Source organism: Streptosporangium sp. NBC_01755 (assembly GCF_035917995.1).
In the GTDB taxonomy this organism is placed as follows: Bacteria; Actinomycetota; Actinomycetes; order Streptosporangiales; family Streptosporangiaceae; genus Streptosporangium.
Map to the genome: position 1 here is coordinate 5584618 of NZ_CP109131.1, position 20476 is coordinate 5605093.

The window sequence follows — 20476 nt, forward strand, 5'->3', positions numbered from 1 at the left end:
TCTCCTCAGATCAGAATGGCGGCTGGTCGGGAATCGGGTGGCCGATGGGAATGATGAGGTCAACTGGCTTCGTCTGAGGTCGGGGGAAATGCGGGCCGGGCGGGCATCGGTGGGATCCGACCACGGGCCATTTCCTTGGGGCTTGGATGCGCCAGGAGTTTCGGTGATGGAGGTACGGGCGCCGGGGCAGACCGAGCGGTTGCACGTCGTAGGTGAGGCGGTCGTCCAGGAGCGCGGCGAGCTCGGCCTGGGGGGTGAGGGGGGTGGCGTCTGCTCGGGTGGGGAGGCCGTCGGAGACGGCGACGAGGATCTGTCCTCCGCAGCGGGGGCAGTGGTCGAGGACGGCCGGAATATCGATCATTGCCGGGCTTGCTCGATGATCTCGCCGAAGCGCTCGACCATCTCGTCAACGGTCTTGATCGCTTCGTCGTAGAGGTCGGCCGAGCGGATGGGCTGGCTGAGGGGGAGCTTGCGTTCGGCCTTGGCGAGGGTCGCCTGGAGGGCGGAGAGGCGGGGGTGGAGTTCGTAGCGGCTGCTCATGATCGTCTCCTGTTGTGGTGTGACGGATGACGGATGACGGATTTCCTCCGGTTCCCCTGTTGAGGTGCGCACGTCACACGCGCGCGCACATAAGGCAGTTCTCTATAGGGGGGAATGGGAGAAAATCCGTCATCCGTCAGGGCCATGATCGGGAAAGTAGGGTTGTCCCAGCTCAGAGCGGCTTTTCGGAGTGGTGACGGATCCTTGGTGGATCTGTCATCGCGGAGCTTGGTCACCATCCGGGCCCGCCGATCTTGTCCGACTCCCAATCGGACCTATCCGGTGAATCGGTCACGGTGTCGTTTGTCGGGCGTGACGGTTGCGTGAAGCCCGATGACACATCCGCGGCCCCCGATGACGGATCCTCGTCCTCGATCTGGAGGAGCGTTATGCCCGTGTAGGACCGGGAGGAGGCGTTGCGGGACTGGCCGACTCCGTGCTTGCGGGTGAGCTCCATGGTCAGCTTCTTCGCGCTGACGGGGGTTTCGCCCTCGGTGAAGCACCACCGTTCGTAGGCTTCCCGCAGTCTCACGATCTTGATCTGTACGTGCTCGCCTCCACCGACGTGGCAGGCGTCGACGACGAAGCGGCTGACGGTGTCCTGGTCGGCGGCATACCCGGCGGTGGCGGCCTTGACCTGCTCAGGCTCCATCAGGCCGTGGGTGGCGTACTGGGCGGCGCCTGCGACGATCCAGGCCAGCAAGGCGCCTCCGTGCTCCCGGGCGAGGATGCCTTGCAGGTCGTCGACCATCTTCTCGTCGGGCACCTCGTGCTCGAAGGGGACCAGGCGGAGGCGTCGCCAGAACGCGCGGCCGCCGGCCCGGACGCTCGGCTGGTGGTTGCCCATGAGCCACAGATGGTGGGTCGGCGTGAATGTGAAGTGGTCCATCCTCATAAATCGGGCGGTGAGGGAATCTCCGCCGGTGAGCTGCTTGACTTTCACTTCATCAAATCGGTCGTCGTCGGCGACTTCCGAGCAGACGACCATTCTCATTCCGGCCAGCCGGGCGATTTCTGTTTCATGTCCGGCGTGGGATTTCGCCATCAAAAATCCGCTCGGCGCGGTGGTCGCATAATCACCGAGCACGCCGGTCAATGATTCAAGGAAGACGCCTTTTCCGTTTCCACCGGAGCCGACACAAAAAGGCAAAATGTGCTTGGCGACGGATCCGGTGGCGGAGTAGCCGATCAGCCTTTGCAGGTAGCCGATGAGTTCGGAGTCGGCGCCGAAGGTGTCGGCGAGGAACTCTTCCCACCGGGTCAGGTCGGCGCCGAAGTCGGGGGCGACCGCGGTGACCTTCGTGTGCAGCCGGGACGCATCGGAGGGGCCGAGCTCGCCGGTGGTGAGGTCCACGATGCCCGCGGGGGTGTTGAGCTGCCAGGGCTGGTTGTCGAGCTCGTCGAAGGAGATGACGACGCGCACGTCGGTCTGGGCTTGGGCGAGCATGGCCGAGGTGCCTGCGGAGGACAGGGCGTTCTTCTTGTGGCGGACGGCGGCCTTGTCGGCGTCTTCGAGTCCGCGGGCGATGCGTTTGCCGTACTCGCGGACCAGGCCGCCGCCGACGGGCTGCCACTCCCAGTGGACGCCGGTCCAGGCGAGCCATCGGCCGCGGTCGGGTACGTAGCGGATGACGTCGCCGAATCGTTCGACGAGGCCGAGGGCGTTGCCGTCGTCGCTGTGCTCGAAGGTGCGCTCTTCCACCACGGTGAGGTGCGGCACGGGGGTGGGGAGCTGGTGGACGGTGGCGAGGTTGCCGTCCACGAGCGGCGGCGGGAGGGGCGCCGGTGCGGTGCGGGTGGGTTCGACGCGGACGCCGTAGCCGCGCGCCTGGAGTGCTTTGGCGGCCGCGGAGTGGTCGCCTGCGTGCTCGGTGTGGGCGAGGGCGCCGAACTTGTCGTACGGGCGTTCGGCCTCGAATTCGGTGCTGGTGGTCCAGACGTAGAGGTTGTCGCCGTCGTTGCGGCCGGTGGTCGCCGAGATGCCCACCGACTTGCCGGGGCGGCGCCAGTAGGTGACCCCGGCGGAGTCGGTGTAGAGGCGGGTCCAGCCGCGGGGGATGAGGATCTCGTCCCACGTTGTCTTGGCGTTGTAGTCGTTGCCGGGGGAGACGCTGCCGTCGTCCTCGTACGCGGGTGCGGGCTGGGTGAACAGGAGCGTTCCGGCCGGGGGAGCAGAGGGGGCCGCGGGGGGCTGGCCGGTGGGCATCTGGTCGAACGCTCCGGCGAGGCGGTGCAGCGCGTCGCGTTCATCCGGGGTCACGGTGGCGATGGTGGACGGTCCGCCGGCAACGAGGGTCCAGGGCTGCCCGGTGGGGTGCACGGCGCCGTGGGAGGGGGCGAGGACGACCCACCCGCCTTCTCCCCGGGTTTCGGCGAGGACCTGGGGGACCTGCTCGCCGCGCACCACCCGGTCGAGGAATTCCTGCCGCTTCGCCCGGCGGTCGGCGTCGGACTCTTCGTTGATGCTGGCCTGCTGGTCGTGCTTCCACGCGGCGAGCTCGTCGGGCGTGCTGGGGCGGCGGGCGAGCTTCGTGTTCCCGGCCACCACTCCATCTACTTTGTAAAGGATGTGGATTCCGCCGGACGGCGTGAACTCCAGGTAGCCGCTGGTGACACGCTTCCAGAGGTCACCAAGGCCGCTCGCGTCGGCGAGGGCGGTGAGTTCTGCGGGGAGGCCTTCGGCGACGGCGCGTCCCTCCAGCTCGAGCATCTCCAGGTTGCCGGAGACGGCGCCGGTGACGACTCCGAGCCCGACGGCGTTCTCGGCGAACCAGGCCTCTACCAGGACGGGGTCGGGCCGTTCGGCCTGGTATCGCTTCCAGCTGCCTGCGGGTTTCTTGCTGCCGTCGGTGGCGGCGGGGAGGACGCACAGGCCCGCCTCGTAGAGATCGTGTGCGGCCTGCCGGATCGCGTTGTTCAAGGTGGTGTCCCCGCTGGTTGTTCCGGTGAGATGGGGAGGCCCCGGGAGGACCTTGACGGTCTCCCGGGGCTGGTGAGGGGGTGCCCCGCCCGCTGGTTGTTCCGGTGAGATGGGGCGGTCTGGGCGGCTACGCGTGGGGCGCAGCCGGGACGGGGGCGGCGGGGGGGAGGGTGGTCATGCTGAGGGCGGCCATGGCGGCGTACTGCTCGGCGCTGACCTGCTGGCCGGTGGGCAGGGTGACGGGCGGGGCCGCCGGAGCCGGTGCCGGCGCGGGCATCGGGGCGGGTGCGGCGGCCTGCGGAGCCGGGTAGGTGGCGGGGTAGGCCGGGGCGGGAGCCTGCGCCGGGATCGGAGCGGGCACGGCCTGGGGGAGCGGGGCGGCCGGCACCGGAGCTAGGGCGGCGGGGGGTGCGAAGGACGGCGCGGTCTGGAACGGGTTGCCGCCCACGGACTGGAGCCACTGGGTGGCGAACGCCGCGTCGGCCTCGTTGAACGGGTTGAGGATGTAGGGGGCGCTCTGTCCGGGCTTGGCGGTGCCCTGGCCGAGGCGGGCGAGCACCGGGTCCTTGCCGATGCTGTTCTTCAGCGAGCCGATGAGGGGCTTCTGAAAGAGGAGGACCTGGGGCTCGCAGCGCGGCCCAGCGGGGTCGGTGAGGACGACGACGTCGCAGGCGATGGCGTCGCTGGTGCCGAACTGAGTGACGATGCTGGTGCGGAGCTCGCGGACGTAGACGAGCAGGAGGTGGCCGACGTGGTCGGCGGCGCGGAAGTCGGAACCGGCGGCGGGCTGGGAGAAACCGAACGACATTTCAGTGATCCTTTACTTGGTGGTGGTGCCGGGACATCCGGCGCTGAGATCCGTGGATCCGGGGAGGAAGAACGGGCAGTAGGTGCAGTACGCCTCGGTGGCCGGGAACATCGCCCAGGCCGTCGGGTTGTTGGGCGGGTCGAGGGCGGTCAGGGCGGCGAGGACGTTGTCCATCCGCTCCAGCGCCCCGAGCGCGATGGACCGGTCGTAGGGGGCGGTCCACACGTGCAGGCCGTCGATGCGGCCGCCGCGCGGCAGGAAGGTGATGGCGACGTGCTCGACCTGCTCGCCCGCGTTTTCCTGGCCGAGTCCGTAGAGGTGGGCTTGGATTTCGTACTGGGGGCCGGGGCCTTTGGACCGGTAGTCCTTGAGCCGGTCGGGGCCGACGACCTTCCAGTCGTTGTTGACCTTCAGGTCGCGGTCGTACAGGTCGGCGTGGCCGTAGACGTTGCCGCGAATGTGCAGGCGGCGCTCGATGACGTACCGCTCCCGGCCGAGCCGGGCGTTTTCAGCGGCGTACGTCTGTTCCATCCAGGAGTGGACGGCGGTGCCGATGATGGACGCCCACGGGTCGGAGCTGGTGTTGGCGGCGGGGTGGTCGCACAGCTTGTAGGCCATGCGGCGGGTGCAGGGCATGCCGATCTCGGATGGGCCGATGACGCGTTGGAGGGAGCGGGGGGCGTGGGCTCCGGCGTGCAGGACGGTTTGGACGACGCTGGTGGCGATGGCTCCGGCGAGGCCGGTGAGCGGGGTTGCCGCCCATCCGGCGTCCGGCTGCGTGAAGGCCGTCACGGCTGCTCTCCGGTGACGAGCTTCTCCAGCTCGCTGTAGTCCGGGCCGGGGCCGACGCCGAGCAGGTAGCGGATCTCGGAGGTGTAGAGGAAGCGGCGGTCCGGAGGGTTGTGCTTGTCCTCGCGGTCGCACCGCTCCAGGAGGAGCTCGATGCGGGATGGGTCGATCACTGGTCGCCGCCGACGAGCAGTTCGCGGACCTGCTTCAAGGTCGCGATGGCGTCGTACATGCCCTGCTTGTAGCCCGTCGCCTGCTGGGAGGTGCGCGGCCAGTCGCTCGTGACGCGCTGCATCTCCAACTTGGCGATCACCTTGTCGAAAACCTCGGCGGGCGACTCCGGGGAAGCGGTGCGCATCTGCTCGTGCCACGCCTCGTGCGCACTGCTGTTCACCGCCAGGACGAGTGCCACGCACCGGCTGCACTGGGCGACATCGTCGGGGAACGCCCAGTCGCTTCGAATGTCGTCGAAGGTCATGTCTACTCTCCGAGGATCTTGAAGGGGCGGGCGGCCTTCTTCTCGATGAGGTAGGCCGCGTAGATGGCGGGGTGGTCCTTCTCCAGGGCCTTGCTGTTGAGCTGGGTGCCGGGCTTGGAGGGCTTCCAGGTGATGGCGGGGCGGCCGTTGACGGTGGCCTCGGTGCGGTCCCCGAGCCAGTCCTTGAGCTTCTCCTCGGCCTGCTCGCGGATCTCCTTCCACCGCTTCTCGTTGGTGGCGGCTTCCTGGCGCATGTTGAGCCAGCCGACCATCGCCGGGGGAAGGTCGGTGGGGATGGGCTCCGGGTCCGGCACGAGGGTGTCGAAGGGGAGTCGCTGGAATCCCTCGTGGTTGGCCTGCTCTGAGATGCCGCCGTGCGTGGGGAGCATCCGGCAGTCCAGGCCCTGCTTGGCGCGGGTGACGGCGACGTAGGTCAGCATCGCCTCCGCCGGGATCAGCACGCCGTCCTTGTCGTACGGCCCGACAAAGTCCGCAGCCAACCGGACCGTGTCCCACTCGCGGCCCTTCGCCTTGTGCGCGGTGGAGATGACGACGTCGGCGTTGTGCTCGTCGACGAGCTGGTCGACGACCTTGATGATGGCGTCGGGGCCGTGGGAGTCGACGAGCTTGACGAGGGTCTTGAGGTCTTGGCCGCCGGCGTCGTGTTCGGCGTAGTCCTGCACCTCATGCCAGGACGCGAATGCCATCAGCTCCGGGTGCATGGTGCCGCGGCCGGATCGCAGGTCCCGGCAGGCATCGGCGAGGCGGCGGATGTCGTCGCCTCCACCGACGAGGGCGGTGCGCTGTCCGGAGCCGATCGCGGCGATGATCTGCCCGATCGCCCCGGCGTTGGTGCGGCACAGGACCGCGGCCGGGGAGGGGATGCGCTCCAGCCGGGAATCACGGGCAGGGTTGCCGGTGAGACGCAGCGGGGCGGAGAGGAGGTCGAGCCACTCGTTGGCCTCGTCGGCGATGCGCTGGCCGAAGCGGAACGACTGGGTGAGCGCGAGGCGGCGGCCGGAGAACGATGCCATCGCGTCGACCGCGCCCCGCCACCCGTAGATCGCCTGGGACTCGTCGCCGACGAGGATCCGCTGGGAGGACTGAGCGTTGACCACGCCAGCGATCAGCGGGTTCGCATCCTGGGCCTCGTCGAGAAAGACGAGCTCGGCGGGCAGGGTGGGCCGGGTGAGCGCCCACATCTTCAGGTAGACGTCGTGCTGAAATTTCAGCCGGCCGTTGACGCTGGTGAGGTTTTCCCACGCGCGGTGGACCATCGGCATCAGCTTGGTCTTGAGGGCCAGGACGGAGGCCGGGTCGTCGAGTCCGGGCACGGTCGGGATGTGGGGGTCGCCGGGGGTTTCCCGGTCGGAGTTGCAGAACCGGGCGATGGTGTCCATGACGATCCGGGCGACCTTGGGCGCGGTGAGGGCGTGGGCGCCGAGGTCAAGCACCTGGGGGATGCCGAGCAGCCGCGCGGTCTCCCTCGCGGGCAACCTGGGGCCGTTGAGGCGGTGGGCGAAGGTGCGGCCGACGGCCTGGAAGGCGAGGGAGTGGGCGGTGGCGCAGTGCACGTTCGCGGGGAAGGTGGCGCGGGCGTCTTCGGCGATCGCGCGGTTGTAGGCGAGGTACAGGCCGCGCTGCATCGTGGACGTGGCGATCATCTTGAGCGTGGACGTCTTGCCGGTGCCGGCGCCTGCTTCGATGACGAGGGGGTCGCCGGTGCGGGCTGCGTCGAGGATGGCGGTCTGCTCGGGGGTGGGCGGGTGTTCGAAGACGGGGGCCGCCGGGGCGGGGGCGGCGAAGGTGGTCCCGGTGGTGCCGGGCTGGGTGAACATCACCGGGCACCGCCAGCGCGCCGGGGGCAGAAGTAGTAGTTGGGGTCTCCTGGCTCGGGGCACGTGCCCGTCCAGGAGTGGACGGAGTCCGTGCACACGCACTTCTCGGCGGTTTCGACGATCGGGGAGGCCTCGGCGCGGCCACTGTCCGCGATGTTCATCCGGGCCGCGACGAGGTCACTCGCGAGCATGTCCTGGATGCGGGCGTAGATGCCCATGAGGCCGTCCCGGACGGAGGGGGACCGGCTGTAGATGCTCACCAGCTCGATCTCAACCTCGTCCCAGGGCGGGAGCGTGAACGCGAGCGCGAGCTGGTCGACGGTGCAGTCGACGGCGCACTGGAACGTCTGGGTGCGCTTGACGCGCTGCCCGGTCGGGACCATGGGCGCGTCTTCGCGGCCGCAGCGGATGCAGGCGATGCCGTCGCGCTGCGCCTCGTTGAGCTCGGTCATGGTGTCCTCTCTGGACTGGGGAAGGGGAGAGGGGGGTGGCCGCCCCGGGGGATGCGGGGCGGCCGGTCAACGGGTCAGGCGGTGGTGAGCGCCAGCAGGGACGCGGTCTTGGCCTGCTCCGCCTTCGCGGCCTTCGCCGCGACTCGGGCGCCGATGGCGACGGCGCCGAGGAGGTGGATGGCGCGGAGGCACTCGTCGGCGACCGTCTCCCAGCCCTCACCGTCGTCGTTGCTGGCCTGCTCGCCCAGGACGTCGAGGGTGGTGCTGGTGCGGGCGATCACGGTGGCGAGGGAGCCGAGGACGGCGGCGCGGTCGCCGTCGAAGTCCTCGCTCTCCACCGCGGTGAGCAGGAGGGCGGCGAGGCGCGCCATTTCGGCGGCGATCTGCGTGGCGGTCATGGCGGTCATGAGGGGGGCTCCTTCGATCCGGGATCCTGCGTCAGCTTGCGCCACTTTGTGTCGTGTTCGCAGGACTGAAGTTACCTTATGGCGCATCATGGCGCAAGGTGACGCATCATGGCGCATGAGAAACCCCCTGCTATTTGCCGTACTGCCAGGTCAGAGCACGCGGAGCCGGGTTCGGCCGCACCGTGCGCACTGCTGCGTCACGATGCGGCCGATCACCTCAACCGGCACCCACCGGTGCCGCCACCAGCAGCGCATCGCGCCCTCACGTCGTGGCGCATGTTGGCGACCTGCAACGTGTGCAGTCGCTTCTCGAGCGCGTCGGCCCGCTCCCGCTCCCGCTGTACCTCGGCGCGCGCATCCGCTGTCAGGGCGGGGAGGGGGCGCGTCTCCTCGACCGCGAGCGCCCGCCACACGCTGTCTCGGTCGCGTTCGGCCTGGGCGAGCTTCTCGGCGAGCTCGTCACGCTCGGACGCCAGGGCCGCGCACTCCTCGCGGACCTCTTCCAGTTCGGCGGTGAGGGCTTTCGTGGTGCGGAACCAGTCGAGGATCACGGCTTCACCGCCTGTGACCACGAGAAGTCCTGATGGTCGACGTGGTCGCCAGCGTGCCCCAGCTTCCGCGTGCACACCCCGGCGTTCGTCGGGCCCGTCCGGTCGCTGCACTGCATGGTGATGCCGCGCTCCCGGAACAGGGCCACGATGACCGAGTCGTCGCGGAACTCCTCCAGCGACTCGGTCTCGGTGTCCCAGTCCTCCTCACGCAACCAGTCGATGAGCTTGCCGAGCGTCCGCCGCTTCAGCTCGTCGGCGGCCCCGGCCTCGATGAGCGCGTGCGCGACGTCGTCGAAGATGACTCCTCCGGATGCCCAACCCATGATCACGGATCCTTTCTGTCGGTGTGGCAGGTGGCGCCCGGCGTCCCGAGCACGCTGGTGATGAAGTCCGCGACCCCGTGACATGTGTCCCAGGTGGCCACGGTCACCCGGCCGCCGGTGCGCTGCGTGACCGTGATGGACGCCGACCGGGGAAGCGAGGGGATGGGGAGACCCCCACCGGCGGAAAGGCCGGCGGGGGTCGTGGTGCTGATACTCACGCCGGGGTGCCTCGCATGATCTGCACGCCGAGCTCTTCCTGGATCTTCGTCACGACGGTCTTGACCGCGTCCTTCAGGACGTCGTCGGCGTTGTCCAACAGGACGCCCATGTAAAGGGCGCTGTTCTGGATCCGGTACCGGAAACGGGCGCTGACCACGTAGGGTTCGCTGTCCTCGAAAGGGGCGATGCCGAGTTCCAGCACGCTGGGAACCTCGATCTGCCCCTTGGTTCCGGCTCCGGCGTCGGTCTCCTCGGTGAAGGTGAGGCGCCGGTCGCCGTTACTCAGGACGATCGCCGAGTTGAACGTGACCTTCTTCTGCGTCTGGAAGTGCTGGACCAACTCCAGCATCTCCGCCGCGGTCGGCTTGCGGATGTCGGCGCGGTTGTCGTCGATGAAGTCGGCGAACTCGGCCTGCCGGATGAGCTGCCGGTCCTTGCCGCCCCACCGCTTCCACGCGTCGGTCTGGTGCAAGACGAGCACGAGCTGGTGCTCACCCCACCGGGCGGACTCATCCCGGTTCAGGTCCTCGTCGGGGGTCGGCTCGTGGGCGTCGAGGATCGCGGTGATGCGGCCGGCCTCGACGTCGACGAACACCTCGCTGCCGCTGTCGGCGTGCTTCTTGTAGTAGTGCACGAACGACGGCACGTCCTCGACGACGACGCGGCCGGTCTTCCGCCGGGGCCGCTCGAGGTGCTTGTCGAGTAGGTCGATGGTGGTGACGTGGTCGTTGTGCTTGTAGGCGTAGAAGCCGCCGGGCTCCAGCTGCTCGGCAATGTAGGAGGTGTTGAGTGCCTCGATGAGGGCGTCGTTCTCGGTGCGGTCGTTCACTGGGCGATGTCCTTCGGCTCGTTGGAAATGGTGATGGTGTCGATCCGGCGCAGACCGGGAAGAGCGATCTGGCGGGGGTCGTCGCGCACCAGGTTGAACTCGGAGTCGGCGAAGAACACGGCGGCCTTCGGCGGGGACTTCGGCCGGGTGGTGGTGACGTCGGCGGCGACGGTGAGCGCGGTCTCGTTGCCCTTCATCGGCTCGATGGCGACGACGAGGGTGAGCTTGCCCTTCTTGCCGGTCTCCAGGACGGACGCGACAAGCTGCTGCAACTCCGCGGCCGCCTCCTCGAGGACCGCGCCCTTACGCAGGTCCTGCAAGACGGTCGCGAACGGCCGAACCTGGCCGGGGGAGTCATCGGTCATGCTGATTGCCTCTCTAGTGGATCGTTGAAGTCCGGCAGGAACACCGGCTTGTAGCGGACGGGCCGCATCGGGTTCTTCTCGGGGGCGTGCGCGATGTCGGCCCGGGGGTGGCCGCAGTCGCAGCGGCACCACCAGGCGCATCGGCGGTCAGCCAGCCACACCATGGCGGCCGTGCTGTACTTCCAGCCGGTCGCACTGGCGGTCGGGTACCGGTATGGCGTTGCGAAGGCCACGCCGTGCGTGCCGCCCGGTGCGCCGATGATCGTCTCGTAGCTGATCAGCGGGTGCTGGCCGACATGGCACCGCTGATGCCGCCCGGGGTCCTTGGAGTTGTGGCAGGGCCCGCTCGACTGGCACGCGCAGACCAGGTAGTAGCCCGGGACCTCCTTGAAGATCTTCCGCATACCCTGGGTCCACACGTGCTCGCGCACCCACTCGGCGTCTTCCTTGGTCATCCGGCCGCCGCCAGCCGCTGCTCGCGTGCTGCCTTCGCGTACCGGTTCACCTGCCGGGACGACAGCCCCAGCTCGAAGCGGATCCGCGCCGGGGAGAAGCCACGCACCTCCATCGCGATGTACCGGTTCAGGGTGCCGGTACCGATGCGGCCGGTCGGCCGCCATGGGGAGCCGTCGGGTTCGGAGAGCGGGTACTGGTCGAGGGTGCCCGCGCGCTGGTGTCGGGCGTAGCAGCTCACGATGAGGCCGCGCGCCATGTGCAGTCCGGGCCGGTTGCAGCAGAGGCAGCGGATTTTGACGGTGCACCTACCCACGACCCACCACCTCCGGCCAGGACACCTTGTCGAGTGCGGCCTGCTGCGCCGCGGGCAGGTCGACGATGGGGTGGCCGAGGTGGTGCAGGCCTGCGGCGCGTAGCCACCAGGCGTCCGCTTGGTTGTCGTCGCGGATGTCCAGGCCGGTGCGCTGGAACAAGGCCATTCGCATGTCGGGCTTGGTGGCGTTGCCGCGGCCGGTCGCGTACTTCTTCAACGTCGCGGGCGGCGCGATGGCGTACGGGATGTCGGCGCCGTCCAGGGTGTAGGCGATCAGCCACCACAGTCCGGCGGCTTCATGGTGGCCGGCGCCGGACATATTGCCGTACGACGGGCCTTCCACCACCACCAGGTCGACGCTGTCCCGGGCGTGGCCCATGACTGCAGAGCAGATCCAGGCCAGGCGGTCGGTGCCGAGTAGGTCTCCGCAGGTGACGCGTTCGGTGTGACCGTCGGGGCGGGCGATGCCGGTGGCGGCGAGGGACAGGTCGAGGCCAATGACTCGGGGGATCAGGGGAGCGGTCATGAGCCGCTCCGGAGGATGGCGCGGGCCACGTTGAGGGCGTGCCGGAGGTCGTCGACCATCGGCGCGTCCTCGCGGATCTCGATGCCGTCCCAGGACTCCAGCCAGGCGGCGAGCGGCTCGGCCAGGAGCGGGGAGGCGAACGCCATCCACTCCCAGTCGGCGTCCGAGACGGCCACGCCGTCTTCGGCGTAGCTCCTGGCGACCTCGGCGGCGTAGGCCGAATCCTTCTCGGTGGCTCCTTCGGAGATGATCCACCGAGGGCAGATCTCGACCCCCTGGACGGCGGCCCACGGCCCGGCGGTGGTGTTCTTGGCCTTCTCACGCAGCCGGGCGGCGGCGGCGCGGAGCTCCTGTGCTGCCGTCACCGCTGCACCTCCTGGCGAGCCCAGAAGATGAGGCCGAGCACCATGGCGGCCAGGAGCCACACTGCGGCCAGGAGCACCCACACCGGCGCCGTGTCCGGCCACACCGACAGCGAGGCCGGGCCACCGGCGAACCAGATGGCGGCGAAGACGGCGAGCAGGGTGCAGGCGGCGGCGGTGGTGGCGTGGATCCAGCGGCGGGAGTGGGCGGCCAGGGCGGCGAGGAGGGCGCCGGCCAGAGCGACCAGGCCACACAAGATCGAGGCGCCGATCACGACTTCTCCTCCGTGCAAGGGCAGAGGGACTCATTCATCACGCTGGTGGGGGAGCCGGTGGTACAGGTGCGGGGCTCCGCCGTCGACCTCGCGTGTCATCACCTCGACGGCCTTGCAGCCGGGCAGCGGGCAGGGGGTCGGGACGGCGAGGACCTTCACCGCGGGCGGCAGGGTCGGCACGCGGTCGGGGTTGACAGAGGCGTACGGGATGCGGACGATCATGTTCGGGGTGAGATCACCGAACTTCGGCGGGCGGTACTGTTCAGGCATGGCCTGACCTCTCTTCATCACGCGATGGGTGTGGGGGGTTGGTGCCTACGGGCTCCCGGCCGGTCGCACGGCCGGGGCCCGGACCTACTACGCGGAGCGGCGCATCCGCTTGAGGCGCTCGGCCTCGCGGATCTCCTTCTTCACCCTCTTAGCCGCCGCAGCCCGCAGCGACATACCGCGCATGTACGCCCGGTGCGCGCTCTCGGCGTTCTTCTGGATGTCCTTCTCGCGAACCTTGCCCTCGGCGCGGATCTTGGTGATCCAGTGGTCCAGCGACGTCGGGGAGGCCGCCCGCGCCGCCGCGGTCCGCTCGGACCGGTCCGGAGTCATCGCCCAGGAGCGATCAACCGCGATACGACGCTGCGCGGACACGATCCGCGGGTCAGCCGCCATCAGCCAGCCACCTGCTCGGACTCCTGCAGCGCCTGGTACCGGTCGAACGACTCCTTGCTGATGAGCACCCGCCCCTGCGGGCTGGCCTGCGTTTTGATCGCCTCAAGGTCACCGCGCTTGATCATCCGGGTGACCGTGGATCGGTGCCGGCCTAGCCGTTTGCAGACCGTGGGGAGCGTCAGATATTGCGGGGATTTCTTAGCCATGTGGTGCCTCGTTCATGTCACAAGGTGATGCAACGTGAACCATGACGCTACATGCAAGACCATAAATGACGCAAGGTGGCGCATCTCTGACCGGTGCTAGTTGCGTCACCTTGCTGGCCGGTCATGGAGCATCGTGATACAAGGTGATGCATGAGCGAGGGAAGAAAAGGGCCGCCCGGCTACGGGTTTTGGGTACGGGCCGAGCGAGAACGCACCGCGCGCGGGTGGACCAAAGTCGCGCTGATCAAACGGGCGGGTATCGCACGAAAGACCTATGACCGCCTAGAGGTGCAGCAGAGGGCCGCGCTACCGGAGACGATCAACAAGATCGCCGACGCGCTCGACATCGACCGGCTGGAAGCCGCACAACTAGCCGGCCTGGACCCCTCCACTGTTTCGGTCTCCGTGGGGGAGACCGCAACACCGCAGGAGACCGGGAGCTCACGCCTTGAAGAGTTGCTGGCCCGAATCACGGGCGAGCGGCGAAAGCGCCTCGAGCGCATGCATGCCGAAGAGCGCGACCGCTTCGAGCGGGCGCTGGCGCAGGCAAGAGCGGATTACCAGCGATCCATTTCCAGGATTGAGGAAATCCTGGAAATGGAAATAGGGCGTGACCAAAAATCCTCTGATCCGGACGACGGCCGGGAGGGTGAAAAACGGACCGATGCATAGTGCGCAAAAAAATCACACGAAAGACTGTCCGAAAGTGTGAACTTGAGTGTTATATGGGGCGTGCTTATAGAACATAAGGTTGTATGGCACGTTCCATGTGCACGATTGCCCGCGGAGGCCCAATGTCGCGTCCTCTCCTCATCGCCCTCATCACCCTGTGGATACTCAACATCGTCTACGTCGGCCTGTACTACACAGTCGGCACCCCCCTCGATGAGCCCGCGCAGCGCTTCGCGCTCGCGCTCGCCCTCGCCGTCACCGTTGCCGCGCTCGTCCAGCGCAGCAACCGCGACTTCAGTGAGGGATACAGATGTGGTCGCGCCGACGAACGCGACGGCAAGTAGTCCCACCCCGTGCCGGCCCCGCCCACACGTGGCTGTGTGAGCGTGGCCATCTCGACCATCCCCGCCGGGCCTGCGACGACGCAGACCCGCAGCGGGGATTCCTCGCTTTCCGCCTCAGATGCGGTCGCTCGGAGACAGGCGCGCATGCGTTTCTCTCGCCCGCTCCGCCACCAGGTCCCCCGTGTAAAGGCGCACCATTCCCGGATCCTTCCACCCCAAAATGCTCTGCACCTCGTCGCAATTCGCCCCCGCCTTCAACAAGCTGTGCGCCGCGGTGCCCCGGAACCGATGCGGATGCACATCCTGCACCCCGGCCCGCTCCCCGAGCTGCCGCAGGATGTACCGCATCCCCGACGGCGTCATCCCCCGCGCACCGCTGCCCCGCAGTCCCAGCCACAGACTCGGAGAGTCAGCGGTGCGCCGCGCGGCCCGGACCCGCAGATACCGGTCCAGCGCCGCCGCGGTCTTCGCGCCGATCGGCGCCCAGTGCTCATCACCACCCTTCAGCATGATGCGGAGCCGGCGGCCGCGCAGGTCCACATCGGGGACCTGGAGACCGGCCAGGCCGGCCACCCTCATCCCGTTGTCCATGAGGATCCGAAGGATCGCCGTATCACGCCGGGACTCGAAGTCCGCGCCCTTGCAGGCGGCCACCAGCGCGGCCAGGTCCTCGTCGGTCAGGTACTTGCGTGCCTTCTTCGGCACGTGGGGCCGGTCCGCGCGCAGCACGGGGGAGAAGGTTGTCCGATCCTCCTCAGAGATCAGCCAGTTGAAGAAGATGCCGAGGTAGGCGTGATGGGCTGAGGAGGTGTGGACGCTGGTCCGGGCCTGCTCGGAGACGAGGAAGGCGCGGACATGCTCGGCGGTGACGCCCTCGGCGTCGGCGGGCAGCTGGTGCTCGGCGAGGTAGGCGATGAAGCGACGCGCGGATTTCGTGTACAGCTCGATCGTGTACGGGGCCTTGTTCTGCGTTTCGAGGGCGAGCTGCCAGGAGTCGACGAGGGGCAGCAGAGGCGCGCCGGCGGCCATGGTGGCCTTCTTCCGGCGGCCTCGGGGGCGGTGGGCGTCGAACGCGATGACGTTTGAGGTTTCGGACATAGGAGGAGGCTCCGATCTTGGATGCAGCCATCAACCGGCCGCCCAGGGGAGGAAGCCGATTATTGGCTCTGAGCCCTATGTACAAGTCTCGGATCCGGTGACCGCGGCGCCTTTTCGGCTGTCATCTAGCCGGTGACCATGGCTGATGCGGAGTAAGCCGGGAGGGCGGGATTGCGGTTATCGGCCCCTTAACCTCGTCTTATCGTTTCAGGTGGCACAGTGAGCGCATGCGCAAGCGTCTTCCCCTGGTCGTGGCCGGATGGCTGGTCACCGGGCTTCTCGCGACCGGAGCGGGTGTGGCGGTGATCGACCGTCTCAGCGAGCCGCTGACGACCGCCGGGCTCCGGCCTCTCTCCGCGGCCGAGGTCGACAAGGCTCTCGCTCTCGCCTCGTCCCTTCCCGGCGGTCTTCCCACCGCCGCTCCCACGGCCGTCCCCACGTCCGGGGTCACCTCGGATCCCGCCGGGTCCGCTTCCGAACCGACCGTCGCCGAGTCCGCTCCCCAGCCGGCCGCTACCGTCACCGCCACGCCCGTCGCGGAGCCCGGCGAGAGCCGGGTGATCACCACGGCGGGCGGCAGGGTCATCGCCCGGTGTAAGGACGGCCTGGTCACCCTCCGGTCGTGGAGCCCGGCCCAGGGATTCCAGACCGACGACGTCGAGCGTGGACCCGCCGACCGGGCCCGCGTCGAGTTCGAGTCCGAGGAGACCGAGGTCAAGGTCGAGGTCAACTGCGCGGCCGACGGATCACCCGTCCACCGCGTCCACAGCTGATCGGCCGTGGCCGGGGCTCCCCGTCCGCGAAGTCGGGTCCACGGCGCCGCGGCGGGCGGGGGGCAGGCAGGAGCGGCTGTCAGCCGCAGCGGTCCGCGTCCCCGGCCTCCACCTCGGGAGCCTCGTCGGCCACCGTGACCGAGAGCTGGGCGGTCGAGGCGACCAGGCTGCCCCTGGGGGACTTGGCGGCCTTCTCGTCGACCACGATCCCGCGCTCGCCGAGCAGATCGTACGTCTTCGCGTCGAAGATCAGATCCTGCCTGACGCCGTCGAGGCCGACCCTGCCGACGCCGATCCCCTCGCGTCCGGCCGCGTCCTCGGCCCGCTCGGTGACGTCGACCCCGGGGATGGTGCCCACCGCCTTGAACAGCGCCGCCCGCTGCGCCGGGGGCATGTAGGTCTCCCTGAGCATGTCGCCCGCCGCGGTGAAGGCCGCCTCGTCCTTGGAGTTGCCGCCCCGGTCGCCGGTGTAGAGGTGGGCGCGCATCCCGTCGGCGTCCGTGGGGAGCCTCCTGAGCGCCGCGTGGTCGGTACGCAGGTATTCGGGGGTCTTCGCGCAGTTCACCAGCGGCATCGTCTCGACTCCGGGCTCCTTGTACGCCGTCTCGGGGATCGGCCAGCCCGGGTAGGCCCTGGGCTCCAGGTGTTCGATCCGCAGCACGCCGTTCCTCGTCCCGTCGGCGGACAGCCAGATGGCTCGCCTGGTCCGGTAGAGGTAGCGGGTCTCCTCATCTGGCTCGCCCGTCTCCGGGTTCATCGCCTCGAAGCCGAAGGAGCCGTACGTCGTACCGGGTCCGCTTGCGGAAGGCCACGAGGAACGTCTCGGCCGTCATGTCGTCGGCCGTGGTCACGTCGTCCAGCCGCCGCGCCACGTACCGGTGGATCTCGTCGGCGTGCCGGTCGAAGAGCCCGGCGAACCTGTCCGGGTTCGTCAGGGACTCCCCGATCAGCGTCGCGTCGGTCGCGTCGTCGGCGGGAGGGGACAGCGGGAACGCCCCGGTCCGTTGGGGGTGATCCAGTGTCACCACCTGTTTCGTCCAGTCGTCATCAGGAGGGAATCCTTCCGGAGCGTGTACGCACTCTCACTCCCTACTCCGCCGACCGGCTCCATCGGGTTCCATAGACGGATATGTCTCCCTTGGGTGTCGGTCGTCGGTGGTTCCGGCGCTCGCGATCAGCCGCCACTAGGATCCGCTTTCACGAAACGGGTGCAAAGGGAGAGATGATGAGCGCTCAGAAGGCCGGTGGCGGCAGGCGACCGCTGTTGAAGTGGTTCCTCCTCGCGGTCGCCGTTCTGGTGGTCTCCGGGTTCGCCCTCAGCGGCTGCTCGCGCGTGAGCACCCAGCCCGACGAGGTGGTCCTGCACTACGCGGGCGGCACCTTCGAGGCCATCAAGTTCGAGAAGTGCATCAACCCCTCCAGCGGCGCCACGCTCCTCGGTCCCGGCGACAGAGGATATTCCTACCCGTTCGGCCAGCGGACCTTCGACTTCTCCGGGGCGGACGAGGCCGAGTCCAAGCCGCTGTCCGTGGTCTCCAAGGACAACGTGGAGATGATCGTGTCCGGGGTGGCGACGTTCACGTTGAACACCGACTGCAGGACGCTCCAGCACTTCCACGAGAAGATCGGGCTGAAGTTCCGCGCCTACTACGAGGAGGGCGAGTCGTCCGACGGCTGGCGGCGGATGCTCAACATCTACATGCGGGTGCCGCTGGACCGGGCCATGGACGCCGCCTCGCAGGAGTTCGAGTGGCGGGGGCTGTTCAACGACCCGAAGGTGAAGCAGGCGTGGGAGACGCGGGTCGGCCAGCTCGCCAGGGAGTTCATCAAGGGGACGGCGGGGGGCGACTACTTCTGCAGCCAGAACTACGCGGGCAGTGGGCAGTGCGGTGACATCTCCCTGACCATCCAGAAGCCCGAGCCGCCGGAGGCCCTGGTCAACGCCCTGGCCTCGGAGCAGGCGGCCAAGGCGGAGAACGTCGCACAGACCCAGCGCAACGCCAAGGTCCGCACCGAGATCGAATCGATCAAGGACCTTGTCAAAGTCCTCGGCCCGCAGGGCGCCGTGCTCTGGCAGGCCATCCAGAAGGGGCAGGTCAGCGTGGTCCCGGTGCCGCAGGGCAGCAACCTCAACATCACCCCTCCCGGCCGCTGACCCCGGTGGCCGGAACCGTCACGGGTGACCGGTTCATGCCGTGCCATCCGCCTTGGTGGACGTGGCCGGACCCAGCTCGGCGCCGAAGTCGCGCGCGATCCTGCGCATCCCCTCGGTGAGGTCCCGCCGGTCGAGTGCGGAGATCCGCTCGGCGGGTCCGGAGACCGACAGCGCGGCGACGGTCCGCACCCCGTCGTGTACGCCCACCGCCAGACAGTGCACGCCGATCTCCTCCTCGCCCAGGTCCATCGCGTACCCGTGCTCGCGCACCCGCTCAAGCTCGGTGAGCATCCCCGGCAGGTCGGTGATCGTGTTGGCGGTCCGCCGGGGCATGCCGGTGCGCTCGACCAGCGACGCCACCTCGGCATCCGGCCGGTCGGCCATCAGGACCTTTCCCACCGCGGTGCTGTGCGGCAGCACCCGCCTTCCGACCTCGGCGAACATCCGCAGCCGCCTCGGCGAGAGCGCCTGGGCGACGTAGACCACGAAGTCCCCCTCCAACACCGCCAGGTTGGCCGTCTCGCCCCACAGTTCGACCATCTTCCTCAGGTGGGGTTGCGCCCATACGCCGACCATGCGCTCGGCCACCCCGCCGAGTCGTATCAGCGCGCCGCCCAGGGCGTAGCGGCGGTCGGACTCCTGGCGCACGTAGCCCCGCGCGAGCAGCGTGCGCAGCAGCCGGTGGATCGTCCCGTAGGGCAGGCCGGTCCTGGCCGCGATCTCCGAGAGCCCTGCCTCCCCGCCCTGCTCGGCCAGCGCCTCCAGCACGTCCAGCGTCCGATCGACCGACTGCACAGCGCTCATGTGACCTCCTCGCCGGGCGACCCCGGATCCGTGCGTGTCCCGTGGCCGCCGGACGGCTCGCTCACGGCACCTCCGTGAGCCCGCGCAGCGAGGCGTCGAGGACCTGGGCGGTGTGCGCCACGGGGATGGGCTCGGCCCCCCGGCGGCGGATCGCCGAGACGATCTGCATGGTGCAGCCGGGATTGGCCGAGACCAGCAGGTCGGCGCCGGTGGCCAGCACCCGCTCCGCCTTGCGGTCGCCGAGGTCCCTGGCGGTCTGAGGCTGGAACAGGTTATAGGTTCCCGCCGAGCCGCAGCAGATCGCCGACTCGGCGATCTCCCTCAGCTCCAGGCCGGGCACGCCTTCCAGGAGCCTGCGGGGCTCGGAGCGTATCCCCTGCGCGTGGGCCAGGTGGCAGGCGTCGTGGTAGGCCATGGTGAGCGGCAGCGGGTGCCGTTCGGCCACGGGGCCGAGCGCGACGAGATACTCGGCCAGATCGACGGTTCTGATCGCCCGCGCCCTGTCGGCCCACTCGCCTCCCTCGGCGTCGAGGATCTCCGCGTAGTCCTTCATCGTCGACCCGCAACCGGCGGCGTTGACCACGATCGTGTCGACGCCCGCCCGCTCGAAGGTGGAGATCGTCCGCTTCGCGAACCGCAGGGCCTGTCTCTCCTGGCCCGAGTGCAGGGACAGCGCTCCGCAGCAGCCCTGCGACGGCGGGATCACCACGTCGCAGCCCTCCATCGCGAGCACCCGGGCCGTGGCCGCGTTCACCTGCGGGAAGAACTCCCCCTGCACGCATCCGGTGAGCATCCCGACCGTCGCCCTGCGCGGGCCCCGCGCCGGGAGCACGCGCGGCAGTCTCTCCCTGGTGGTGGCCGGGGGAGCGAGGTCGGCCATCGCCGCCAGGGACGGGTTGATCCGCTCCAGCCTCGGGGCGATCGCGCGGCGCAACCCGGCACTGAGCCGCAGCGGCAGCCGCATCGCCCGCAGCCGCCGGGGGTAGGGGAACAGCTGGAAGACCAGCGCCCGCAGCGCCCGGTCGTCCGGTTTCCGCACGTGCGTCCGCTCGACCTCGGCACGGGTCTGCTCGATCAGCCGGTCGTACCTCACCCCGGACGGGCAGGCCGGCACGCACGCCATGCACCCCAGGCACGCGTCGAAGTGCCCGGCCATCTCCGGTGTCAGCGGCGTGCCCTCGACATGCTGCTTCATCAGATGGATCCGGCCGCGCGGGGAGTCCATCTCCTCGCCCCACAGGGTGTACGTCGGGCATGAGGGCAGACAGAATCCGCAGTGCACGCAGTCGTTGATCAGCTCTGGATCCATG

The 20476-nt window shown here is 69.0% G+C and carries 32 protein-coding genes; 4 read left to right on the plus strand and 28 right to left on the minus strand.

Annotation, left to right across the window (positions count from 1 at the left end; all coding sequences use genetic code 11):
• Positions 1-10: 10 nt before the first annotated feature.
• From OG884_RS26615 to OG884_RS26725, 23 genes are all read right to left on the minus strand, one after another.
• Positions 11-361, minus strand: a complete 351-nt coding sequence (locus OG884_RS26615; protein ID WP_326637307.1) for a hypothetical protein — start codon at positions 359-361, stop codon at positions 11-13.
• Positions 358-540, minus strand: a complete 183-nt coding sequence (locus OG884_RS26620; protein WP_326637308.1) for a hypothetical protein — start codon at positions 538-540, stop codon at positions 358-360. Before OG884_RS26620 ends, OG884_RS26615 begins: the two co-directional genes overlap by 4 nt.
• Positions 541-772: 232 nt before the next feature.
• Positions 773-3460 (minus strand): phage/plasmid primase, P4 family, encoded by a 2688-nt coding sequence (locus tag OG884_RS26625; RefSeq protein WP_326637309.1) that lies wholly within the window; start codon positions 3458-3460, stop codon positions 773-775.
• 127 nt (positions 3461-3587) lie between these two features.
• Positions 3588-4268, minus strand: coding sequence for a hypothetical protein (locus OG884_RS26630; protein WP_326637310.1), 681 nt, complete (start codon positions 4266-4268; stop codon positions 3588-3590).
• A gap of 12 nt (positions 4269-4280) precedes the next feature.
• The gene (locus tag OG884_RS26635; RefSeq protein WP_326637312.1) at positions 4281-5060 is read right to left on the minus strand and encodes a hypothetical protein; all 780 of its coding nucleotides are present in this window, start codon (positions 5058-5060) and stop codon (positions 4281-4283) included.
• On the minus strand, positions 5057-5230 hold the full coding sequence (locus OG884_RS26640) for a hypothetical protein (RefSeq protein WP_326637315.1): 174 nt from the start codon (positions 5228-5230) through the stop codon (positions 5057-5059). The genes OG884_RS26635 and OG884_RS26640 overlap by 4 nt, the downstream gene beginning before the upstream one ends.
• A complete protein-coding gene (locus OG884_RS26645) occupies positions 5227-5535 on the minus strand; it encodes a hypothetical protein (RefSeq protein ID WP_326637316.1) in 309 nt (102 codons plus the stop codon). The genes OG884_RS26640 and OG884_RS26645 overlap by 4 nt, the downstream gene beginning before the upstream one ends.
• Positions 5536-5537: 2 nt before the next feature.
• Positions 5538-7373, minus strand: coding sequence for a UvrD-helicase domain-containing protein (locus tag OG884_RS26650; protein WP_326637318.1), 1836 nt, complete (start codon positions 7371-7373; stop codon positions 5538-5540).
• Entirely contained in the window at positions 7373-7825 is a 453-nt protein-coding gene (locus OG884_RS26655; protein ID WP_326637320.1) for a hypothetical protein, read from the minus strand. The genes OG884_RS26650 and OG884_RS26655 overlap by 1 nt, the downstream gene beginning before the upstream one ends.
• Before the next feature lie 74 nt (positions 7826-7899).
• Positions 7900-8232: a hypothetical protein gene (locus OG884_RS26660; protein ID WP_326637321.1), complete on the minus strand. Its 333-nt coding sequence runs from the start codon at positions 8230-8232 to the stop codon at positions 7900-7902.
• Positions 8233-8444: 212 nt separating this feature from the next.
• Positions 8445-8783, minus strand: a complete 339-nt coding sequence (locus OG884_RS26665) for a hypothetical protein (RefSeq protein WP_326637322.1) — start codon at positions 8781-8783, stop codon at positions 8445-8447.
• Entirely contained in the window at positions 8780-9106 is a 327-nt protein-coding gene (locus OG884_RS26670) for a hypothetical protein (protein WP_326637323.1), read from the minus strand. Before OG884_RS26670 ends, OG884_RS26665 begins: the two co-directional genes overlap by 4 nt.
• A 2-nt stretch (positions 9107-9108) precedes the next feature.
• On the minus strand, positions 9109-9324 hold the full coding sequence (locus OG884_RS26675) for a hypothetical protein (protein WP_326637324.1): 216 nt from the start codon (positions 9322-9324) through the stop codon (positions 9109-9111).
• The gene (locus OG884_RS26680) at positions 9321-10154 is read right to left on the minus strand and encodes a DUF2303 family protein (RefSeq protein WP_326637325.1); all 834 of its coding nucleotides are present in this window, start codon (positions 10152-10154) and stop codon (positions 9321-9323) included. Before OG884_RS26680 ends, OG884_RS26675 begins: the two co-directional genes overlap by 4 nt.
• A complete protein-coding gene (locus tag OG884_RS26685; RefSeq protein ID WP_326637326.1) occupies positions 10151-10519 on the minus strand; it encodes a hypothetical protein in 369 nt (122 codons plus the stop codon). Before OG884_RS26685 ends, OG884_RS26680 begins: the two co-directional genes overlap by 4 nt.
• Positions 10516-10974, minus strand: coding sequence for a DUF6248 family natural product biosynthesis protein (locus OG884_RS26690; protein ID WP_326637327.1), 459 nt, complete (start codon positions 10972-10974; stop codon positions 10516-10518). The genes OG884_RS26685 and OG884_RS26690 overlap by 4 nt, the downstream gene beginning before the upstream one ends.
• Positions 10971-11288: a hypothetical protein gene (locus OG884_RS26695; protein WP_326637328.1), complete on the minus strand. Its 318-nt coding sequence runs from the start codon at positions 11286-11288 to the stop codon at positions 10971-10973. The genes OG884_RS26690 and OG884_RS26695 overlap by 4 nt, the downstream gene beginning before the upstream one ends.
• Entirely contained in the window at positions 11281-11814 is a 534-nt protein-coding gene (locus OG884_RS26700) for a hypothetical protein (protein WP_326637330.1), read from the minus strand. The genes OG884_RS26695 and OG884_RS26700 overlap by 8 nt, the downstream gene beginning before the upstream one ends.
• A complete protein-coding gene (locus OG884_RS26705) occupies positions 11811-12179 on the minus strand; it encodes a hypothetical protein (RefSeq protein ID WP_326637332.1) in 369 nt (122 codons plus the stop codon). Before OG884_RS26705 ends, OG884_RS26700 begins: the two co-directional genes overlap by 4 nt.
• The gene (locus OG884_RS26710) at positions 12176-12451 is read right to left on the minus strand and encodes a hypothetical protein (protein ID WP_326637333.1); all 276 of its coding nucleotides are present in this window, start codon (positions 12449-12451) and stop codon (positions 12176-12178) included. Before OG884_RS26710 ends, OG884_RS26705 begins: the two co-directional genes overlap by 4 nt.
• Positions 12452-12481: 30 nt before the next feature.
• Positions 12482-12721 (minus strand): hypothetical protein, encoded by a 240-nt coding sequence (locus OG884_RS26715; protein ID WP_326637335.1) that lies wholly within the window; start codon positions 12719-12721, stop codon positions 12482-12484.
• An 87-nt stretch (positions 12722-12808) separates the two neighbouring features.
• Positions 12809-13114, minus strand: a complete 306-nt coding sequence (locus tag OG884_RS26720; RefSeq protein WP_326637337.1) for a hypothetical protein — start codon at positions 13112-13114, stop codon at positions 12809-12811.
• Complete coding sequence (locus tag OG884_RS26725) at positions 13114-13320, minus strand: helix-turn-helix domain-containing protein (RefSeq protein WP_326637338.1); 207 nt, start codon at positions 13318-13320, stop codon at positions 13114-13116. Before OG884_RS26725 ends, OG884_RS26720 begins: the two co-directional genes overlap by 1 nt.
• Positions 13321-13470: 150 nt before the next feature.
• On the opposite strand from OG884_RS26725, the gene OG884_RS26730 reads away from it, so the two are divergent.
• Together OG884_RS26730 and OG884_RS26735 are read left to right on the plus strand one after the other, a co-directional pair.
• Positions 13471-13992: a helix-turn-helix transcriptional regulator gene (locus OG884_RS26730; RefSeq protein WP_326637339.1), complete on the plus strand. Its 522-nt coding sequence runs from the start codon at positions 13471-13473 to the stop codon at positions 13990-13992.
• A 122-nt stretch (positions 13993-14114) separates the two neighbouring features.
• On the plus strand, positions 14115-14336 hold the full coding sequence (locus OG884_RS26735; protein WP_326637340.1) for a hypothetical protein: 222 nt from the start codon (positions 14115-14117) through the stop codon (positions 14334-14336).
• 114 nt (positions 14337-14450) lie between these two features.
• Here OG884_RS26735 and OG884_RS26740 read toward each other — a convergent pair whose 3' ends face one another.
• Positions 14451-15434: a tyrosine-type recombinase/integrase gene (locus OG884_RS26740; RefSeq protein ID WP_326637342.1), complete on the minus strand. Its 984-nt coding sequence runs from the start codon at positions 15432-15434 to the stop codon at positions 14451-14453.
• A 227-nt stretch (positions 15435-15661) separates the two neighbouring features.
• Between OG884_RS26740 and OG884_RS26745 the strand changes: the two genes are divergently transcribed.
• Positions 15662-16207: a hypothetical protein gene (locus tag OG884_RS26745; protein ID WP_326637343.1), complete on the plus strand. Its 546-nt coding sequence runs from the start codon at positions 15662-15664 to the stop codon at positions 16205-16207.
• A 79-nt stretch (positions 16208-16286) separates the two neighbouring features.
• Here OG884_RS26745 and OG884_RS26750 read toward each other — a convergent pair whose 3' ends face one another.
• Together OG884_RS26750 and OG884_RS26755 are read right to left on the minus strand one after the other, a co-directional pair.
• Positions 16287-16964, minus strand: a complete 678-nt coding sequence (locus tag OG884_RS26750) for a CU044_5270 family protein (protein WP_326637346.1) — start codon at positions 16962-16964, stop codon at positions 16287-16289.
• Complete coding sequence (locus tag OG884_RS26755) at positions 16936-17232, minus strand: RNA polymerase sigma factor (protein ID WP_326637348.1); 297 nt, start codon at positions 17230-17232, stop codon at positions 16936-16938. The genes OG884_RS26750 and OG884_RS26755 overlap by 29 nt, the downstream gene beginning before the upstream one ends.
• A 197-nt stretch (positions 17233-17429) precedes the next feature.
• On the opposite strand from OG884_RS26755, the gene OG884_RS26760 reads away from it, so the two are divergent.
• Complete coding sequence (locus OG884_RS26760) at positions 17430-18362, plus strand: hypothetical protein (protein WP_326637351.1); 933 nt, start codon at positions 17430-17432, stop codon at positions 18360-18362.
• A gap of 33 nt (positions 18363-18395) precedes the next feature.
• Here the strand turns inward: OG884_RS26760 and OG884_RS26765 are convergent, their stop codons facing one another.
• Both OG884_RS26765 and OG884_RS26770 read right to left on the minus strand, forming a co-directional pair.
• On the minus strand, positions 18396-19166 hold the full coding sequence (locus tag OG884_RS26765; RefSeq protein ID WP_326637353.1) for an IclR family transcriptional regulator: 771 nt from the start codon (positions 19164-19166) through the stop codon (positions 18396-18398).
• Positions 19167-19227: 61 nt separating this feature from the next.
• Entirely contained in the window at positions 19228-20475 is a 1248-nt protein-coding gene (locus tag OG884_RS26770) for a (Fe-S)-binding protein (RefSeq protein ID WP_326637354.1), read from the minus strand.
• Position 20476: the final 1 nt, after the last annotated feature.

Excerpts from the sequence above, each read along its gene's own strand:
- OG884_RS26745 (WP_326637343.1), top strand. The coding sequence starts at position 15,662 with ATGCGCAAGCGTCTTCCCCTGGTCGTGGCCGGATGGCTGGTCACCGGG.
- OG884_RS26670 (WP_326637323.1), bottom strand. The coding sequence starts at position 9,106 with ATGGGTTGGGCATCCGGAGGAGTCATCTTCGACGACGTCGCGCACGCG.
- OG884_RS26700 (WP_326637330.1), bottom strand. The coding sequence starts at position 11,814 with ATGACCGCTCCCCTGATCCCCCGAGTCATTGGCCTCGACCTGTCCCTC.
- OG884_RS26765 (WP_326637353.1), bottom strand. The coding sequence starts at position 19,166 with ATGAGCGCTGTGCAGTCGGTCGATCGGACGCTGGACGTGCTGGAGGCG.
- OG884_RS26770 (WP_326637354.1), bottom strand. The coding sequence starts at position 20,475 with ATGGATCCAGAGCTGATCAACGACTGCGTGCACTGCGGATTCTGTCTG.
- OG884_RS26645 (WP_326637316.1), bottom strand. The coding sequence starts at position 5,535 with ATGACCTTCGACGACATTCGAAGCGACTGGGCGTTCCCCGACGATGTC.
- OG884_RS26690 (WP_326637327.1), bottom strand. The coding sequence starts at position 10,974 with ATGACCAAGGAAGACGCCGAGTGGGTGCGCGAGCACGTGTGGACCCAG.
- OG884_RS26660 (WP_326637321.1), bottom strand. The coding sequence starts at position 8,232 with ATGACCGCCATGACCGCCACGCAGATCGCCGCCGAAATGGCGCGCCTC.
- OG884_RS26750 (WP_326637346.1), bottom strand. The coding sequence starts at position 16,964 with ATGAACCCGGAGACGGGCGAGCCAGATGAGGAGACCCGCTACCTCTAC.
- OG884_RS26735 (WP_326637340.1), top strand. The coding sequence starts at position 14,115 with ATGTCGCGTCCTCTCCTCATCGCCCTCATCACCCTGTGGATACTCAAC.
- OG884_RS26725 (WP_326637338.1), bottom strand. The coding sequence starts at position 13,320 with ATGGCTAAGAAATCCCCGCAATATCTGACGCTCCCCACGGTCTGCAAA.
- OG884_RS26615 (WP_326637307.1), bottom strand. The coding sequence starts at position 361 with ATGATCGATATTCCGGCCGTCCTCGACCACTGCCCCCGCTGCGGAGGA.
- OG884_RS26685 (WP_326637326.1), bottom strand. The coding sequence starts at position 10,519 with ATGACCGATGACTCCCCCGGCCAGGTTCGGCCGTTCGCGACCGTCTTG.
- OG884_RS26620 (WP_326637308.1), bottom strand. The coding sequence starts at position 540 with ATGAGCAGCCGCTACGAACTCCACCCCCGCCTCTCCGCCCTCCAGGCG.
- OG884_RS26630 (WP_326637310.1), bottom strand. The coding sequence starts at position 4,268 with ATGTCGTTCGGTTTCTCCCAGCCCGCCGCCGGTTCCGACTTCCGCGCC.
- OG884_RS26650 (WP_326637318.1), bottom strand. The coding sequence starts at position 7,373 with ATGTTCACCCAGCCCGGCACCACCGGGACCACCTTCGCCGCCCCCGCC.
- OG884_RS26740 (WP_326637342.1), bottom strand. The coding sequence starts at position 15,434 with ATGTCCGAAACCTCAAACGTCATCGCGTTCGACGCCCACCGCCCCCGA.
- OG884_RS26730 (WP_326637339.1), top strand. The coding sequence starts at position 13,471 with ATGAGCGAGGGAAGAAAAGGGCCGCCCGGCTACGGGTTTTGGGTACGG.
- OG884_RS26655 (WP_326637320.1), bottom strand. The coding sequence starts at position 7,825 with ATGACCGAGCTCAACGAGGCGCAGCGCGACGGCATCGCCTGCATCCGC.
- OG884_RS26760 (WP_326637351.1), top strand. The coding sequence starts at position 17,430 with ATGATGAGCGCTCAGAAGGCCGGTGGCGGCAGGCGACCGCTGTTGAAG.
- OG884_RS26715 (WP_326637335.1), bottom strand. The coding sequence starts at position 12,721 with ATGCCTGAACAGTACCGCCCGCCGAAGTTCGGTGATCTCACCCCGAAC.
- OG884_RS26720 (WP_326637337.1), bottom strand. The coding sequence starts at position 13,114 with ATGGCGGCTGACCCGCGGATCGTGTCCGCGCAGCGTCGTATCGCGGTT.